At 65.1% G+C, this 17,919-nt stretch carries 15 protein-coding genes; 12 read left to right on the forward strand and 3 right to left on the reverse strand.

Annotation, left to right across the window (positions count from 1 at the left end; genetic code table 11):
* Positions 1 to 253: 253 nt before the first annotated feature.
* The 5 genes from ACIBG0_RS12495 (at position 254) to ACIBG0_RS12515 (ending at position 6,425) form a co-directional block, all read left to right on the forward strand.
* The gene (locus ACIBG0_RS12495) at positions 254 to 1,471 is read left to right on the forward strand and encodes a benzoate/H(+) symporter BenE family transporter (RefSeq protein ID WP_397031896.1); all 1,218 of its coding nucleotides are present in this window, start codon (positions 254 to 256) and stop codon (positions 1,469 to 1,471) included.
* A gap of 34 nt (positions 1,472 to 1,505) precedes the next feature.
* Entirely contained in the window at positions 1,506 to 1,913 is a 408-nt protein-coding gene (locus ACIBG0_RS12500) for a DUF3224 domain-containing protein (protein ID WP_397031898.1), read from the forward strand.
* 55 nt (positions 1,914 to 1,968) lie between these two features.
* Complete coding sequence (locus tag ACIBG0_RS12505) at positions 1,969 to 4,782, forward strand: DEAD/DEAH box helicase (protein WP_397031900.1); 2,814 nt, start codon at positions 1,969 to 1,971, stop codon at positions 4,780 to 4,782.
* Positions 4,779 to 5,546, forward strand: a complete 768-nt coding sequence (locus tag ACIBG0_RS12510) for an SWIM zinc finger family protein (RefSeq protein WP_397031901.1) — start codon at positions 4,779 to 4,781, stop codon at positions 5,544 to 5,546. Before ACIBG0_RS12505 ends, ACIBG0_RS12510 begins: the two co-directional genes overlap by 4 nt.
* A gap of 117 nt (positions 5,547 to 5,663) precedes the next feature.
* On the forward strand, positions 5,664 to 6,425 hold the full coding sequence (locus ACIBG0_RS12515) for a helical backbone metal receptor (protein ID WP_397031903.1): 762 nt from the start codon (positions 5,664 to 5,666) through the stop codon (positions 6,423 to 6,425).
* Positions 6,426 to 6,549: 124 nt separating this feature from the next.
* Here the strand turns inward: ACIBG0_RS12515 and ACIBG0_RS12520 are convergent, their stop codons facing one another.
* Positions 6,550 to 7,632: an amidohydrolase family protein gene (locus ACIBG0_RS12520; protein WP_397031905.1), complete on the reverse strand. Its 1,083-nt coding sequence runs from the start codon at positions 7,630 to 7,632 to the stop codon at positions 6,550 to 6,552.
* Between the two features lie 63 nt (positions 7,633 to 7,695).
* Positions 7,696 to 8,325: a TetR/AcrR family transcriptional regulator gene (locus tag ACIBG0_RS12525; protein WP_397031907.1), complete on the reverse strand. Its 630-nt coding sequence runs from the start codon at positions 8,323 to 8,325 to the stop codon at positions 7,696 to 7,698.
* 101 nt (positions 8,326 to 8,426) lie between these two features.
* Here ACIBG0_RS12525 and ACIBG0_RS12530 point away from each other — a divergent pair, with 101 nt between their 5' ends.
* Positions 8,427 to 8,828 (forward strand): Dabb family protein, encoded by a 402-nt coding sequence (locus ACIBG0_RS12530; protein WP_397031909.1) that lies wholly within the window; start codon positions 8,427 to 8,429, stop codon positions 8,826 to 8,828.
* A 14-nt stretch (positions 8,829 to 8,842) separates the two neighbouring features.
* On the opposite strand, the gene icmF is transcribed toward ACIBG0_RS12530, so the two are convergent.
* Positions 8,843 to 12,061, reverse strand: coding sequence for a fused isobutyryl-CoA mutase/GTPase IcmF (icmF, locus tag ACIBG0_RS12535; protein ID WP_397031911.1), 3,219 nt, complete (start codon positions 12,059 to 12,061; stop codon positions 8,843 to 8,845).
* Positions 12,062 to 12,348: 287 nt separating this feature from the next.
* On the opposite strand from icmF, the gene ACIBG0_RS12540 reads away from it, so the two are divergent.
* From ACIBG0_RS12540 to mmsB, 6 genes are all read left to right on the forward strand, one after another.
* Entirely contained in the window at positions 12,349 to 12,549 is a 201-nt protein-coding gene (locus tag ACIBG0_RS12540; protein WP_397031913.1) for a hypothetical protein, read from the forward strand.
* Positions 12,550 to 12,745: 196 nt separating this feature from the next.
* Positions 12,746 to 13,111, forward strand: a complete 366-nt coding sequence (locus ACIBG0_RS12545) for a hypothetical protein (RefSeq protein WP_397031915.1) — start codon at positions 12,746 to 12,748, stop codon at positions 13,109 to 13,111.
* A gap of 175 nt (positions 13,112 to 13,286) precedes the next feature.
* Positions 13,287 to 14,786: a CoA-acylating methylmalonate-semialdehyde dehydrogenase gene (locus ACIBG0_RS12550; RefSeq protein ID WP_397032016.1), complete on the forward strand. Its 1,500-nt coding sequence runs from the start codon at positions 13,287 to 13,289 to the stop codon at positions 14,784 to 14,786.
* 27 nt (positions 14,787 to 14,813) lie between these two features.
* Positions 14,814 to 15,953: an acyl-CoA dehydrogenase family protein gene (locus tag ACIBG0_RS12555; protein WP_397031916.1), complete on the forward strand. Its 1,140-nt coding sequence runs from the start codon at positions 14,814 to 14,816 to the stop codon at positions 15,951 to 15,953.
* Positions 15,950 to 17,026 (forward strand): enoyl-CoA hydratase/isomerase family protein, encoded by a 1,077-nt coding sequence (locus ACIBG0_RS12560; RefSeq protein ID WP_397031918.1) that lies wholly within the window; start codon positions 15,950 to 15,952, stop codon positions 17,024 to 17,026. The genes ACIBG0_RS12555 and ACIBG0_RS12560 overlap by 4 nt, the downstream gene beginning before the upstream one ends.
* Positions 17,023 to 17,919, forward strand: a complete 897-nt coding sequence (mmsB, locus tag ACIBG0_RS12565) for a 3-hydroxyisobutyrate dehydrogenase (protein ID WP_397031920.1) — start codon at positions 17,023 to 17,025, stop codon at positions 17,917 to 17,919. Before ACIBG0_RS12560 ends, mmsB begins: the two co-directional genes overlap by 4 nt.

Here is a 17,919-nt window from a genome sequence, read left to right on the forward strand (position 1 = left end):
CAAAGCTCTGTTCCGCCTCTCCGAATATTCAGGCCATACTGGTAAGAGCCACTATGCCTGGGTGCGGGTGCTACGTCATGTGCCGCACCAGTATTGGGCGTACCCGGTGCGGTAGCCATGTACTCATGGCACCTCCGCGTTCGAATTCGGACGCGGGTTCAGCGCCTCACCCTAGCCGGATGCCGCGCAATTCAGTCCAGTTTCCAGCGACTGGCTGTGACAACTGGACTGCTGACCGGGGAGGATTCCAGAAATGTCCAGGCTTTCCCTGTCGCTCGCCGATACCCCGACATCGGTCCACCCCGAGGCGCGGCTCGCGCAGCCGGTCGGGGCGGGGGTAGTCACCGCGCTGGTCGGCTTCACCAGCTCATTCGCGGTGGTGCTGAGCGGTCTGACGGCGGTCGGGGCCACCTCGGCACAGGCGGCGTCGGGGCTGCTCGCGCTCTGCCTCACCCAGTCCGTCGGGATGATGCTGCTCAGCTATCGGTACCGATTGCCGATCACACTGGCCTGGTCGACGCCGGGTGCGGCATTACTCGCCAGCACCGGCGCGGTCGCCGGTGGCTGGGCCGCGGCTGTCGGGGCGTTCGCGATCACCGGTGTGCTGATCGTGATCACCGGACTGTGGCAGCGGCTCGGCAATCTCGTTGCCGCGATCCCGGTGGAGATCGCACAGGCCATGCTCGCCGGTGTGCTGCTGCCGTTGTGTCTCGCGCCGGTGAAGGCCGTGCAGGCCAGTCCGGCGGTGGTGGTGCCGGTGATCGTGGTCTGGCTGGTGCTGCAGCGATTCGCCAAGCGCTGGGCGGTGATCGCGTCCTTCGTGACCGCGGCGATCGGGGCGGGGATCAGTATCGCGCTACAGCACAAGCATCTCGACTTCGCGGCGATGCGACCATCGCTCGAACTGACTGTGCCGCAGTGGACTTGGCAGGCAATGATCGGTATCGCCGTTCCGCTCTATATCGTCACCATGGCATCCCAGAACATTCCGGGCACCGCCGTGATGAAGTCCTTTGATTACCAAATCCCTTGGCGCGCCGCGATGTCCGTCACCGGCATCGGCACCGTCCTCGGTGCACCGGCAGGTGGGCACGCCATCAATCTGGCCGCGATCAGTGCCGCGCTCTCGGCCGCGCCCGCCGCGCACCCGGATCCGAAGCGCCGCTGGATGGCGGCCTTCACCACGGGTGTCTGCTATCTGATGCTGGCCCTTGGATCGGCGGCGCTGGTCACGTTGATCGCCACCGCGCCGAAGGGCACGCTGGAAACCGTTGCGGGCCTGGCCCTGCTGGCGACTCTCGCGGCCGCCCTCGCCGGTGCCCTGAAATCCGAACAGCACCGCGAGGCGGGCGTTGTCACCTTCCTGATCGCCGCGTCCGGTGTCGGGTTCCTCGGCATCGGTGCGGCCTTCTGGGCACTGGTCGTCGGTCTTATCGTGCGCAAGGTCCTCGCCTACCGCCAAGACTCATGAGAGGTTGTCGGTACCCGTCATTACGCTGCGCCGCATGAAAGCAATCGGCACGTTCTCCGTCACTTCCTTTACCCCGACCGATGTCGTGCCGGATCCGGCGATCACCACCGCGCTGCCGGTCGGCATCGCGCAGATCGAGAAGGAGTTCGCGGGCGAGATCACCGGACGGTCCGCCACCCTGTTCACCGCCGCGTTCGACCAGGCGACGGGTGCGGGGACGTATGTCGCGATGGAGTCCTTCGAGGGCGCACTGCACGATCGCGCGGGCAGCTTCAACTTCGCGCATTCGGCGACCACACTCGGCACCGACCGCACCGCCGAGTTCTTCACCATCGTGGCGACCAGCGGCACCGGTGCGCTGGCTGGTATCACCGGCACCGGTGGCCTCACCGTTGACACCGACGGTGTGCACCACATCTGGTTCGATTACGAACTCGACTGAGCAGCGGGCGAGGATGGCCGCGGCGTCTGTCGGACCCGCCTGATTGGATGGGGTGATGCTGCACGGTCTGTGGTCGCCGGGATCGGGCTTGCTGCTCTGGCAGGAGGCCCCGGTCGCGCTACCCGAACCGTTGGGTGCGGTGCTGGCGGCGTCGAAGTTCCGGCATCGGGCAGAGGTGCTGGCCAGCGGGGCGCAGGGGGCGACCGAGCAGGTCAGGGCGCATGCCATGGTGCCCGCGGCGGCCGCGGTCGCGCTGCGCCAGCGGCTGCCGGTCGATGCGGTTTCGGGGGATCTGCGGTTTCTCGCGCATGTGGCGCACGGTGTCGAGCGATGGGTGCGGGCTGGGCGGGTGGTGCCCGAACTGCGCCGCGACGACGGGCAGTGGTGGGTGCGCTGGCGATTGGTCGGTGGTGAGCGGCAGCGCGCCTGGCTGGCGGAGTTGGCGGTGGCGATGCCGCCCGCACTGCGCGTCGCGGGGAAGCCGGGGATACTGCTCGAGGATATGGTCGCCGAACTCACCGACCCGATCGTCCGGGAGCTGCTGGATCGGTCGCCTTCGACGCATCCGCTGGTGGCCGCGCTCGTCGATGACGTTGCCTTGGATGGCGGCAGCCATCAGCTGGCGCAGGTGCTGGAACGCTGGCGGGCGAGTCTGACCGGGGACGAGCCCGAGTTGGTACTGCGGCTGCTGGAGCCGGAGGGCGATATCGCGCTCGGTGCGGCCGATGCCGATGCCGATGCCGATGACGCGGTGGCGCTGTGGCGACTGCAGGTCTGTCTGCGCGCCGCTGGTGAAGCGCCGAATCCGGTTCCGCTGCTTGGTGATCCGGTGCTGGTGCGGACCGCGATCGAGAAGCTGGGCGAGGCGGCGCGAGCCTATCCGCGCCTGCGCGATCTGCCGAGCGATCCGCAGTCGATGGACCTACTGTTGCCCACCGAGGTGGTCGCGGATCTGGTCGAACACGGCGCCCATGCGCTCCAGGCGGCAGGTGTGCGGCTGTTGCTGCCGCGGGCGTGGAATATCAGCGCCCCGACCATGCGGCTACGTGTGGAGAGCGCCGTCCCCGCTGCCGAGAGCACCGTCGGTATGCGCGGACTCGTCTCCTACCGATGGGAACTCGCGCTCGGCGATACCGTGCTGACCAAGGCCGAGATGGAACGGCTGGTCCGCTCGAAATCGGATCTGGTACAGCTGCGCGGCGAATGGGTGCAGGCCGATCACAAGATGTTGGCTGCCGCCGCGCGCTATGTCGCCGCCCATCTCGACGACACCGAGATCACCTTCGCCGATCTGGTCGGTGAACTCGTCACCGGCCATGTCGAGAAGGTCCCGATCACCGAGGTCAGCGCAACTGGTTGGGCCGCAGACCTTTTGGACCAGACCCGCGAACCCGTACCGGTGAGTGTGCCGGTCGGCCTGAAGGCGCAGTTGCGGCCGTATCAGGAGCGCGGGTTGGCGTGGCTGGCCACCATGAGCCGCTACGGCATCGGTGGAATCCTGGCCGATGACATGGGTCTGGGAAAGACCGTGCAGGTCTTGGCCCTGCTCGTGCACGAGCGGGAGGGGACCGATGGGACCGCACCGACACTACTTGTGAGCCCGATGTCGGTCGTCGGCAACTGGCAGCGTGAGGCGCAGCGATTCGCCCCTGATCTGCGGGTAATGGTGCATCACGGTGTCGGGCGCAAGTCCGGCGCGCAACTGGACGAAGCCGTCGCGGATGCGGATCTGGTGATCACCACCTATTCGCTCTTGGCCAGGGACGCTGCCGAATTGGCGCGACAGCAGTGGGACCGGGTGGTGCTCGACGAAGCGCAGCACATCAAGAACGCGGGAACCCGACAGGCGAAGGCGGCTCGGGCATTACCTGCCCGACACCGGTTGGCGCTCACTGGAACTCCGGTGGAGAACCGGCTCGAAGAATTGCGCTCGCTTCTGGACTTCACGATGCCGAAGGTGCTCGGTAGCGCGCAGACTTTCCGTGCTCGGTTCGCGGTGCCGATCGAACGCGATCGAGACGAGAACGCCATCAGTCGACTGCGCACCGTCACCCAGCCGTTCGTGCTGCGCCGGGTGAAATCCGATCCCGCCGTCATCAGTGATCTGCCGGAGAAACTGGAGATGACGGTGCGCGCCAACCTGACCGTGGAACAGGCGGCGCTGTACCAGGCGGTCGTCGACGACATGATGGCCAAGCTGAAGGATGCGAAGGGGATGGCGCGCAAGGGCGCGGTACTAGGCGCGCTGACCCGGCTCAAACAGGTCTGCAACCATCCCGCGCATTTTCTCGGTGACGCCTCGGGTGTGCTGCACCGCGGCAGCCACCGCTCCGGCAAGCTCGCCCTGGTGGAGGACGTGCTCGATGCGGTGCTCGCGGATGGGGAGAAGGCTTTGCTGTTCACCCAGTTCCGCGAGTTCGGCGAGCTCATCGCGCCCTATCTGATCGAGCGCTTCGGTACGGCGATCCCGTTCCTGCACGGTGGAGTGCCGAAGAAGCAGCGCGACAGCATGGTCGAGCGATTCCAGGAACCTGCTGGTCCGCCGCTGATGTTGTTATCGCTCAAGGCCGGTGGCACCGGCTTGAACCTCACCGCCGCCAACCATGTTGTGCACCTGGATCGTTGGTGGAATCCGGCCGTCGAGAACCAGGCCACCGACCGCGCCTTCCGGATCGGTCAGCAGCGCAATGTGCAGGTGCGCAAACTGATCTGTGTCGACACCATCGAGGAGAAGATCGACGAAATGATCAGTGGCAAACGCCAACTCGCCGATCTGGCCATCGGTGCGGGGGAGAACTGGATCACCGAATTGAGTACGGACGAACTGCATCGGCTCTTCGCCCTCGGCGCGGAGGCGGTGGGCGATTGAGTCCCTTCGAGGACTACAGCAAGTACGGCAAGCGTCGCCCGGTGCGTGGCGGGGTCGAAGCACGCAGCCGACGCGGCGGATTCGGACGTACCTGGTGGGGCAAGGCCCTGATCGAGGCGGTCGAGCAGATGGCCGAACCCGGTCGACTCGCGCGCGGGCGCACCTATGCCAGGGCCGGACAGGTCGTGAACTATCGGATCGAACCCGGTGCGGTCACCGCGGAAGTGCAAGGGAGTCAGCCGCGCCCGTTCACCTCGGTATTCGCCATCCGACAGCTGCGCGACGAGGAACTGGAACTGCTCATCGAGACCATACGGACAACGCCGGGCGTACTGGCCGAAATCGCCTCCGGCGCCCTGCCGACGAGCCTCGGCGAGCACCTGCTCCCGACAACGGCCGCCGATCTCGACTTCTCCTGCACCTGCCCGGATCCCGGTTGGCCGTGCAAACATGTGGCCGCGGTCTGCTACCTGCTCGCCGAACGTCTGGACGAGCGTCCGCGCGAAATCCTCACCCTGCGCGGCCTCGATCTGGACACCCTCATCGTCGGTATCGAACGGGACACCGCGCCAACGGTTTCCGACGATCCCTATGGCGACCGCACCCAACTGCCGGACCTCCCCAAGCTCGAATTCCGCCCCGCCATCGATGATCTGGATCCGACCCTGCTACGCCGGGCACTGCGCATGATCGCCGAGGACGAACCGACGGCCGCGGCCGGGCTACGCGATCTCCGCGCACTCTACGAAGCCTTGGATCGCTGACATGTCCGGCTACAAATCCGCGTTGCTCGCCTACGTCGAGGAGATGCGTACCACGCGGTACCCGCGCGAGATCGAGGCCGAGCTGGCCGTGCGGGCCTGGGCGCTGGACGATCTGTCATGATCGACGATCTGGGTGCGGTCGTCCGCATTGACCGCCCGGTGCGTCGGGTGGTGTCGCTGGTTCCGTCGCTGACCGAGGCCGTCGCGGTCAGTCGCCCCGAAGTCCTTGTCGCGGCGACGGATTGGTGCACGCATCCCGCTGACCTGGACGTCGAGCGGGTTCGGGGCACCAAGAATCCGAATGTGCGCCGTATCATCGAGCTCGCGCCGGATCTGGTGCTGTGCAATCAGGAAGAGAATCGCCGCATCGATGTGGAGCGCCTGCGGGATGCGGGCATCCCGGTGTGGGTCACCAGAATCGAAACGCTGGACGCGAGTTTCGCCTCGCTGCGCCGACTTTTCACCGAAGCACTGGACGGGTCGGTGCCGGACTGGCTCATCGAGGCCGAAACTTCCTGGGCCACGCCGCCGCCCGGGCCGCCGCGCAATACGGTCATCCCCATCTGGCGCAATCCCTGGATGGTGGTCGGCCACAACACCTTCACCGGCGACCTGGCAGCGCACCTCGGCCTGCGACTCGTGCACGCCGAGCGCGCGGAGCGCTATCCGCGCGTCTCCGCAGACGAGCTGACCCGCGATGTCGAACTGGTCCTGCTTCCCGACGAGCCATACGTATTCACCAGATCCGATGGACCCGAAGCCTTTCCGGGCCTGGCTGTGGCCTTGGTCGAAGGCCGCAGCCTCACCTGGTACGGTCCATCGCTGGCCACCGCCCGCGCTGTCCTGACCCGCCAAATCGCGGATTCATTCGTCGCCTGATCTCGCCATGCAGCGAATCCGGTCGTCGGCGGGGTCGAAATGCCCGGCCTCGACGCCGTCGAGCGCCCCGACGTACTTTGTGATGGCTATCCGATCGTTTGCCGTCCGCTCGAGCCGCATAGCATCAGGATTCGATTCGGTAGGTCCGCTGGGCGTTGGTTCGGAAGATCTTTTCGAGCTCGTCGCGGCCGCCGCCGTGGTCGGTGATCGCGGCGGCGATTACCTCGGCGCTGTCGGCGATAGTCGTAATCGGTTTATCCACTGGGAAATTGGAGCCCCACAGCAGCCGGTCCGCGCCGAAGACATCGTAGGCGTGGGTGATGAGCGGGCTGATCCGGTCCAACAGCACCGGAACCGGTGTCGGCGTGCCACGCGGTGGTACCTGGTGGCCGAGGATCGGCATCATCAAGCCGCTGACCTTCGCAACCACATTGGGCTTTTCGGCGAGGGCGGTGAGATCGTCGCGCCATCGGATGAATAGTTCCCGGCGCAGGCTCGGATTCCTTCCGGTGCGTTTGCCGACCGGACCGAAAATCCCTGCGGGTGTGGCGAGATGGTCGAGCACTATCGGGACTTCGGGATAGCGTTCGGCAAGCGCCGTCACATCGGGTAGCGCGTGTGAATACACCCAGGCCTCGAAAGACAGCCCACGCTCGGCCAGTGCCGCGAAGCCGTCGAGGAATTCTTTGGTGGCGAGCGCGCCCTCATGCGAGGCATAGGGCCGGACATCCGAATCCGGATGGTGTGCCACGTGCGCGCGAATGCCGCGCAGCAATGTCGATGCGGCCCTATGGGCATCGAGCAGCAGCGCGAAATCCGGTGCCGCCGGGTCGGCGCTACCGATGATTGCGCCGAGGGCAGGATTGTCGCCGCCGAATGGCAGCCCGGCTACCCACTTCGTCTCATCAGCCCTGGCCAGCGTCCCTTTTCCGGTCCACCCGACCTCGATATGCACGATCGATTCGACGGGCACGCCGTCGGCATCCGCGCGGTAATTCGCGGGCAGATACGGATTCGCATAGGCGGTCGGATCTCCGACGAACTCCCGATCCCGGCGCGGCGCCACCCGCTTGGCCCAATCGATCGGAATGGGCAGCATCCGGAGCAACTTCGCCGTCCGGCTGAATTCGCGTGGCGTGCGGAATGGGTCCCATTGATGAATATGGCTATCGATAACGCGGATATCCGAGAGATCCATGTCCGCCATCCCAATAAGCTGAAGACCCTGACCTCGCGATTGTCACACGCGCGTAGTCGGGCGCGTTCGGGATCAGCGGGAACCGTAAGCGGACAGGAACGTCCGCACCGCCGCATCGGCGATATCGCGCTGCTCGGCCTCGCTTACCTCGCGGGTGCCGAGCCGGGACCGCGCCTCCAGTGGCGCGGTGAGCAGCGCGAGTAGTTGTTCGGCCGCCTGCGCCGGGTCTTTGGTCTGCAGCCGACCCGAAAGAGCGAGTCGCGCGAGTCGATCGGCCAGCGCCTCGGCGATACGCCGCGAGGTGCGCTCCAGCACGGTGTCGGCCAGGTCCGGAAAGGCGGCGAGCTGCGCATAGGTCAGCGCGCGGAGCGAGCGGGCGCGCTCGCTGGAGCATTCGGCGAGCAATGCGCGTGCCGTCGCGGTGAGGGCGGCCGACAGATCCTCGCCCGGCTCGCGCAGGCTGTCGACGATCGCGAGAGTTTCGGTGGCCACGGCGTCGGCGGCGGCCAGCACGGCGTGTCGGAACAGGCTCTGCTTGTCATTGAGATGGTTGTAGACCGTCGGCTTGGCGACACCCGCCTCATCCGCGATCTCCTGCACGCACGCCTTGTCGTAGCCGCGTCGCGCGAAGACGGTGAATGCGACGTCCAGGATCGCCTGCCGCTTATCGATGCGGCCGCGCGCCGTCGTAGTACCCGTCACCCCTGCATATTAGCGCCAAATGAACTCGAGGGTTCACTCTTGTGCATCTACCAGTCAGTTAGCTAGATTGAACTAGCTGGTTCAAAACGAGGAGGTATCCCATGATCGTTCATATGTTGCGCTTCGGCTTCCGCGAAGAGACCACCGATGCGCAGAAGGCCGAGGTGCTCGCGCTGATGAAGCGCACCGCGTCGGTCGAATCGGTGTCCTTCGCAACCGTCGGCCAGAATCTCGGCGACGTGCGCGACGGGTTCACCCACGCTTATTGCGTCGGCATCGAGGATCTGGACGCGATGGAGCGCTATATGCACGATCCGGTCCACCTGGCCGGTGATCCGCAGATCGTCCCGCACTTCCAGAAAATCGCGATCGGACCGGACGTATCCGACGAACCGGATCCGGAGTTGCGCGACAAAATCATGGCACTGCACAACGCCAAGCTGGCGAAGTACCCGGAGTGGGCACGTCAGATGGAGATGATTCCGGAGGTGCGAATCTTCTGACAGCCCAACCTATTTCACACGTTGCGGCGGTACTGTCCGCCGACCGTGAAGAAGGTGTCGGTGATCTGTTGCAGGGTGCAGACCCGGGCGGCGTCCATCAGGACCTCGAAGATGTTGTCATCGGTGCGGGCAACAGTGTCCAGGCGGGCGAGGGCGGTATGTGCGGCATCGCGATGGTCGTTCTGGAATTGCCGCACGCGCCGCAGCTGTGACTGCTTCTCCGCTTCGGTGCCGCGAGCCAATTCGATGACCCGGTGCGGTTCACCATGTGGATTGCGGAAGGTATTGACACCGATGATCGGCAGCGAACCATCGTGTTTGCGGTGCTCGTACCGCATCGATTCGTCTTGGATCTTTCCCCGCTGGTAGCCGGTCTCCATGGCTCCGAGGACTCCGCCGCGCTCGCTGATGCGATCGAATTCGGCGAGCACGGCCTCCTCGACGAGATCGGTGAGCTCATCGATGAGAAAGCTGCCCTGGAGCGGGTTTTCATTCATCGCGACGCCCCACTCGCGGTTGATGATGAGCTGAATGGCCAGTGCGCGGCGCACCGATTCCTCGGTGGGGGTGGTCACTGCTTCGTCATAGGCATTGGTGTGCAGGCTATTGCAGTTGTCGTAGATGGCGATGAGTGCCTGCAGGGTGGTGCGGATGTCGTTGAAGCTCATCTCCTGTGCGTGCAGTGATCGGCCCGAGGTCTGGACGTGGTACTTCAACTTCTGCGAGCGCTCGTTGGCGCCGTAGCGATCTCGCATGGCAATGGCCCAGATGCGCCGCGCCACCCGGCCGATCACCGAATATTCCGGATCCATTCCATTGGAGAAGAAGAACGACAGATTCGGTGCGAAGTCGTCGATGTGCATGCCGCGCGCGAGATATGCCTCGACATAGGTGAATCCGTTGGCCAGGGTGAAGGCCAGTTGACTGATCGGGTTCGCCCCGGCCTCGGCGATGTGATAGCCGGAGATCGAGACCGAGTAGAAGTTGCGAACACCATTGCGCACGAACCATTCCTGGATATCGGCCATCATGCGCAGACTGAATTCGGTGGAGAAGATGCAGGTGTTCTGGCCCTGGTCCTCCTTGAGGATGTCGGCCTGTACGGTGCCGCGCACCGTCGCCAGGGTGCGCGCCTTGATTTCCGCGGTCTCCTCGGCGGTGGGTTCGCGGCCCTCGGCGGCCGAGAAGCGTTCCAGCGCTTGGTCGATGGCGGTATTCAGGAAGTAGGCCAGGATGGTGGGGGCCGGGCCGTTGATGGTCATCGATACCGAGGTGGTCGGCGCGGTCAGGTCGAAGCCGTCGTAGAGCGCCTTCATATCGTCGAGCGAGGCGATCGAGACGCCGGAGGTGCCGACCTTGCCGTAGATGTCCGGGCGTTCGGCGGGATCGTGTCCATAGAGCGTCACCGAATCGAAGGCCGTGGAAAGCCGTGTCGCCTCGGCATGTTCGCTGAGCACCTTGAAGCGCCGGTTGGTCCGGAACGGATCGCCCTCACCGGCGAACATCCGCGCCGGATCCTCGTTATCGCGCTTGAACGCGAAGACACCCGCGGTGAACGGGAACCGTCCGGGCAGATTCTCCGAACGCAGGAACCGAAGCAGCTCACCGTGATCGGTGAAGCGTGGCAGCGCGACGCGCGGAATGGAGTTGCCGGACAGCGTCTCCCGGCGCAGCGGCGTACGGATCTCGCGATCACGAACCCGAACCACCTGCTCGTCTCCCCGATAGGATTCGGCCAGTTCGGGCCAACCCGCGAGCAGTTCGGCATTGTCGGTATGCAGTGCTTCGCGGGCCTTCTCGGCGAGCTCGGCCACCGCGGTGTCATCGGGCAGCTCGGCCGCCACCTGCTCGAGCCGCTGCACACGTTGCGCGGCAAGGATTTGCGCGGCCGTATCGGCGTGGTAATCACGGACCGTATCGGCGATCTCAGCGAGATAGCGCACCCGGGCGGGCGGGATGATCTGGGCGAACCTGGTGGAGGATCGGGTATCCACCTTCGGAAGTACGCCGGGCTCCAAGTGCAGACCGCGCTCGGCGAGTAGTCCGGTGAGGTGCTGGTAGAGGGCGGTCACCCCATCATCGTTGAAAGTGGCTGCGCTGGTACCGAATACCGGCATGTCCTCGGGCGTCTTGCTGAATTCCTCGCGATTGCGAATCAACTGGCGCGAGACATCACGCAGCGCATCCTCGGCGCCGCGACGCTCGAACTTATTGATTGCCACCACATCCGCGAAATCCAGCATGTCGATCTTCTCCAACTGGGAGGCCGCGCCGAATTCCGGTGTCATCACATACATCGACACGTCGACGTGGTCGGTGATCGCGGCATCGCCCTGGCCGATGCCGGGGGTTTCCAGAATCACCAGGTCGTATCCCGCCGCCTTGCAGGCGGTCACGATGGCGTCGATATTCTGCGGCAGTTCGTGGCCACCGCGGGTGGCAAGGGAGCGGAAGAAGATGTGATCGCCGTCGAGGGCGTTCATCCGGATGCGGTCGCCGAGCAGTGCACCACCGCCGCGTCGCCGGGTCGGATCCACCGCGAGAATCGCCACGCGCAACTTGTCCTGTTGATCGGAGCGCAGCCGCCGCACCAATTCATCGGTGAGCGAGGACTTTCCGGAACCACCGGTGCCGGTGATGCCGAGCACCGGCACCGTGCGCGCGGCAGCGGCCGAAACCAGGGTCTGCCGATCGGACTCCGACAGTGTGTCCTGCTGCAGGCAGGTGATCGCGCGGGCGAGTGCGGCCCGCTCACCGGCCAGTACCGCGTCCAGTAGCGGCGGCTCGGCGGCGAGATCGACATCGCAGGTGCGGATCAGTTGGTTGATCATGCCCGGCAGGCCGAGTCGCTGACCGTCCTCGGGGGAGAAGATGGTCACCCCGGATTCGGCCAGGCGCGCGATCTCCTCGGGAACGATCACCCCGCCGCCACCGCCGAAGATCCGGACATGGTCGGCACCGGCCTTCTTCAGCGCGTCTGCGAGATATTCGAAGTACTCGACATGTCCGCCCTGATACGAACTCACCGCGACGCCCTGGGCGTCCTCGGTGAGCACCGCGTCCACGACCTCGCTGACGGCGCGATTGTGCCCGAGGTGAATGACCTCGGCGCCCTGCGCCTGCAGGATCCGCCGCATGATGTTGATCGCGGCGTCGTGCCCGTCGAATAGCGCGGCCGAGGTCACGAATCGGACGGGATGAATGGGCGTGTGGAGCGCGGTGCTGTCGGCCACGGGGTCCTCCGGGGAGATCCTGTTTGGCGCCCAATACTAGGACGTCAAACTAATCTTACGGTGGCGGCAGTCACAGCGCCAGGTGAAACCGGTTTCGGTGATGGCCAGCTGATTCCACTCACCGTGACCACAACCCGCGACATCCACCCCCGACTCGAGTTCCGATGGAGGCAACTGCCGAGTGGCGAACCTTTCCGCTGGCAGAACCTGATCTTCGCGGGGATCGGCATCCCGCGGCCGGGTAGGGATCCCGCAAACCGCACGAATGCGATGGGTGGTGAGTCGAGATGAACTCGCAGACTGTCCGACAGTGGTGCACCGCAGGTGTCGATCGGATCTCGCGGTGGTGCGAACTCAGTGCCGGGTTCTGGACGGCGGTCGAAGCGCCGACGGTCGCGACCGGGATGCGCGATGCGGTGATGGTCGCGGCTGTCACCGAATTCGGTTCGCCGAGTAGTCCGAATTTGGCAGGCGGTCGCTGGCCGTGAAGGCGCGCGACAATCATCGCGGCCGTATTCGCGATGTTTGACCGTACTATCGGGCTGCTGCGACGGTGATACCGCGAACTCATCCGGACCGGTGCGGCTTTTCGGATTGCTCCGGGTGGTGCGATTCAGGTCGCCTCACTCGCACACCCTGGCTCGGTGGTGGATCTCGGCTCGCAACGCTGAGTCGCCGTGGAGCATGCTCGCGCTCGGCGCGATCTGGTTCGCACTCACCAGGCTGGGCGCGTTCGTCGAGACCTGGGCGGGCTATCTCGTCGCGCTCCTCGTCTCGGCGGCGGGCATAGTGACCGTCGATGTCGACAGGCGAGAAGGCTTCGTACTGGCTGTGGCGGTGGCTCTGGCCTGCTTCGTACTGCACGCCACGCAGCGCTCGGCGGTGCTCATGATCGGCGGTGCCGCGATGATCGCGCTGGCTGTGGGCTTGGCGGTCGCGCATTGGTTCGATGGCGCGGTCGGTGCCATGGTCGCGATCCTGCTCATCGGCACAGTGGTCCTCGCCCTCGGCGCTTGGCTGCTCGCCCGCTCGTCGAAACCCTCCGCCTAACCGACTGATCGAGTCCGCTCGTTCCGGGCGAGGTCCCCGAGGCCTCCGATCGCTCGATAGTTGCCGGTGGGATGAATCACAGTCTGCCCGCGCGTCTGTATTTACTTGGACATCCAACTATAGGATGACCGTAAATCGCGCAGTGCGCGGCGTCCACTACGAGAACAGGACTGGCATGGTTCGCGAACTCACTCATTACATCGGCGGGCAGCGCGTCGCCGGGGCCTCGGGCAACTTCGCCGATGTCTTCGACCCGAATACCGGCCAGGTGCAGGCGCGGGTGCCGCTGGCGAGTAAGGCCGAGGTCGATGCGGTCATCGCGAACGCGGCCGAGGCCCAGCAGGTGTGGGCCGGGTTCAACCCGCAGAAGCGGGCCAGGGTGCTGATGAAGTTCCTGACGCTCGTGCAGGACGAGATGGATTCCCTCGCGGCGCTGCTCTCCGCCGAACACGGCAAGACCATCCCCGACGCCAAGGGGGATATCCAGCGCGGCATCGAGGTCATCGAATTCGCCGCGGGGATTCCGCATCTGCTCAAGGGTGAGTACACCGAGAGTGCGGGCACCGGCATCGACGTCTACTCCATGCGTCAGCCGCTCGGAGTGGTCGCGGGCATTACCCCGTTCAACTTCCCGGCCATGATCCCGCTGTGGAAGGCGGGCCCGGCTTTGGCTTGCGGAAATGCCTTCGTGCTCAAGCCATCCGAGCGCGATCCTTCGGTGCCGCTGCGCCTGGCCGAGTTGTTCCTGGAAGCAGGTCTGCCAGCCGGTGTCTTCAACGTGGTCAACGGCGATAAGGAAGCCGTTGATGCGATCCTGCACTCGCCGACCGTAAAGGCCGTCGGCTTTGTCGGTTCCACTCCGATCGCGCAGTACATCTACGAGACCGCGACCGCGAATGGTAAACGCGCACAGTGCTTCGGCGGCGCCAAGAACCACGCGATCGTCATGCCGGACGCCGACCTCGACGATGTCGCCGACCAGCTCATCGGCGCGGGCTACGGCTCGGCGGGTGAGCGCTGTATGGCCATCTCGGTCGCTGTTCCGGTGGGGCAGGAGACCGCGGATCGCCTGCGCGAGAAGTTGATCGAGCGGATCGCCAAGTTGAATGTCGGACGCTCCGATGATGCCGGTGCCGATTTCGGCCCGCTGGTCACCAAGGATGCCCTCAGCCGGGTCGAGAACTACGTCCAGCTCGGCGTCGATGAGGGGGCCGAGCTGGTGATCGACGGCCGCGGGCTCGCGGTCGACGGCGGTGCAGGCGGGTATTTCACCGGTGCAACGCTTTTCGACCATGTCACGCGGGAAATGCGGATCTACACCGAAGAGATCTTCGGCCCGGTGCTGTCGATCGTGCGGGCCGAGGATTACGACGAAGCGCTCGCGCTGCCCAATGAGCACGAATACGGCAACGGCGTCGCGATCTTCACCCGCGACGGCGATACCGCTCGGGATTTCGCCGCCCGCGTGCAGGTCGGCATGGTCGGCATCAATGTGCCGATTCCGGTGCCGATCGCGTACCACACCTTCGGCGGTTGGAAGCGTTCCGGATTCGGCGACCTGAACCAGCACGGTCCGGATTCCATTCGTTTCTACACCAAGACCAAGACCGTCACCCAGCGCTGGCCTTCCGGGCTCAAGGACAGCAACCACTTCGTCATTCCGACGATGGACTGAACGGCCCACGGACGGAGGTCGACGATCGTGTTCGCACTGAATGACGACGAGCGCGCCATTTCCGAAATGGCGCGTGACTTCGCCGACGAATACCTCGCCCCGAACGCCCTGGAATGGGATGAGCAGAAGCACTTTCCCGTGGATGTCCTGCGCAAGGCGGGTTCGCTCGGCATGGGTGGTATCTACATCGGCGAGGATGTCGGCGGCTCGGGACTGCGCAGGCTCGATGCCGTGCGCATCTTCGAACAACTGGCCACCGGCTGTCCGGCCATCGCGGCGTATATCTCCATCCACAACATGGTTTCGTGGATGATCGACAACTACGGCAATGCCGAGCAGCGCAACCGCTGGCTGCCCCGGCTGACCTCGATGGAATGGCTCGGCAGCTATGCGCTCACCGAGCCCGGCGTCGGATCGGATGCGGCGGCATTGAGCACCAAGGCCGTTCGTGATGGTGACGATTACCTGCTCAGCGGGGTGAAGCAATTCATCTCCGGTGCGGGCAGCACGGATGTGTACGTCATCATGGCGCGCACCGGCGATACGGGCGCGCGCGGCATTTCCGCATTCATCGTTGCGGCCGATACCCCGGGAATTTCCTTCGGCGCCAACGAGAAGAAGATGGGTTGGAATGCCCAGCCCACTCGTCAGGTGATCCTGGACGATGTCCGGGTGCCCGCCGCCGATATGCTCGGCATCGAGGGCAATGGTTTCCGCATCGCCATGAACGGGCTCAATGGCGGTCGACTCAATATCGCGGCCTGCTCACTGGGCGGCGGTCAGGCAGCGCTCGAAAAATCCGTCACGTACCTGGCCCAGCGCAAAGCGTTCAACAGCCGACTGCTGGACAACCCGGCATTGCAATTCCAGCTCGCGGATATGCGCACGTCGCTGGAGGCGGCGCGGACCCTGCTGTGGCGGGCCGCGGCCGCGCTGGATGCGGATGCCGATGACAAGGTCGAATTATGCGCCATGGCAAAACGATTCACGACCGACGCCGGATTCGAAGTCGCGAATAAGGCGCTGCAGATGCACGGCGGTTACGGCTACCTGGCCGAATACGGCGTGGAGAAGATCGTCCGCGATCTGCGGGTGCACCAGATTCTGGAGGGCACCAATGAAATCATGCGGGTGGTCGTCGCCCGCTCGGTGGTAGGAGCAGCATGACCGAATCCGAAGTTCTCATCGATAAGCGCGACGGGCTCGGTCTGATCACGCTTAATCGGCCGAAGGCCATCAATGCGCTGAACCATCCGATGGCTCTGGCCATCTCCGCCGCACTGCAGGTATGGGCGGATGATGACGAGGTGCGCACCGTCGTCGTCACCGGCGCGGGAGAGCGCGGGCTGTGCGCGGGCGGCGATATCGTCGCCATCCACCGCGACGCAGCCGCCTTGAATGATCACCGCGCCGGTGCCGCCAACGCGGATTCGGCCACCGGCCTTTTCTGGCGCGACGAGTACATCCTCAATGCCATGATCGGCCGCTATCCGAAGCCGTATGTGGTGGTTATGGACGGCATCGTGATGGGCGGCGGCGTAGGGCTCTCCGGACACGGCAGCCACCGCATCGCCACCGAGCGCTCCAAGATCGGTATGCCGGAGGTCGGCATCGGCTTCGTTCCGGACGTCGGCGGCACCTATCTGCTCGCCCGCACGCCGGGCGAAATCGGTACGCACGTCGCACTGACCACCGCGCGGATGAGCGCCGGTGACGCCATCGCCGCGGGTTTCGCCGATTACTACGTGCCCTCGGAACATATTCCGGCACTGCTGGAAACGCTGCGGACCGAGACCGTCGATATCGCCATCGCCAAATTCGCGACGGACGCACCGGAATCCGATCTGGTGGCCAAGCAGGACTGGATCGATGCCTGCTACAGCGCCGATACCGTCGAGGAGATCGTCGATCGGCTGCGGACGCACGGTTCGCCGGAGGCCGCCAAGGCCGCGACCGAACTGCTCGCGAAATCACCTGTGGCATTGAAGGTGACGTTGCGTTCGTTGCGTGCCGCCCGTGCCGCGGCGAGTCTCGAGGCGGTGCTGAACGAGGAGTACCGGGTGTCCATCGCCGCGTTGTCCTCGCACGATCTGGTCGAAGGCATCCGCGCGCAGGTAATCGATAAGGACCGCAACCCGCAGTGGTCACCCGCGACGCTCGCCGATGTCACCGCGGAACAGGTCGACGCGTACTTCGCCGGATTGGGCGATAGGGAACTGGGTTTGGAGGCAGGCAAGTGACGAAGAAGATCGGTTTCCTCGGCCTCGGCCATATGGGCGGTCCGATGGCTGCCAACTTGGTCGAGGCCGGATATGACGTGCTCGCCTTCGATCCGGTTCCCGCCGCACAGGAGCAGGCACGCAAAGACGGTGCCACCGTCGCTGATTCGGCCGCCGCGGCCGCCGCGGGCCGCGATGTCGTGATCACCATGCTGCCCAATGGCAAGCTCGTCCTCGACGTCTACGCCGATCTACTCCCCGCCGCGAATCCGGACACGCTGTTCATCGACTGCTCCACCATCGATGTCGCCGACGCCAAGGCGGCAGCCGCCCGCGCGGTCGATGCGGGCCACCGCGCACTGGACGCGCCGGTCTCCGGTGGAGTCGCCGGTGCCGCCGCGGGCACGCTGACCTTCATGGTCGGCGGCACCGCGGCCGACTTCGCCGATGCACTCGACGTGCTCGAGGTAATGGGCGGCAAGGTTGTGCACTGCGGCGGCTCCGGTGTCGGCCAAGCCGCGAAGATCTGCAACAACATGCTGCTCGGCATTTCGATGATCGGCCTGTCCGAGGCCTTGGTGCTCGGCGAGAAGCTGGGCCTGAGCCACCAGTCGTTCTTCGATGTGGTTTCGACCGCATCCGGCCAGAGTTGGGCACTGACCAGCTACTGCCCGGTCCCCGGACCCGTGCCGACCAGCCCGGCCAACAATAACTATCAGCCCGGTTTCGCCACCGCATTGATGACGAAGGATCTGGGTCTGGCCGCGAATGCCCTGCGCGATAACGACGTCGACGGCCGACTCGGCTTGCTCGCCGCCGAGATCTATACCCGGTTCAACCAGTCGCAGGGCAATAAAGACTTCTCGGCTATCGTCACCGATATCCGTGACCGTTCCGATCAAGAGGGTGCCTGA

It is taken from the genome of Nocardia sp. NPDC050630 (assembly GCF_044457245.1).
In the GTDB taxonomy this organism is placed as follows: Bacteria; Actinomycetota; Actinomycetes; order Mycobacteriales; family Mycobacteriaceae; genus Nocardia.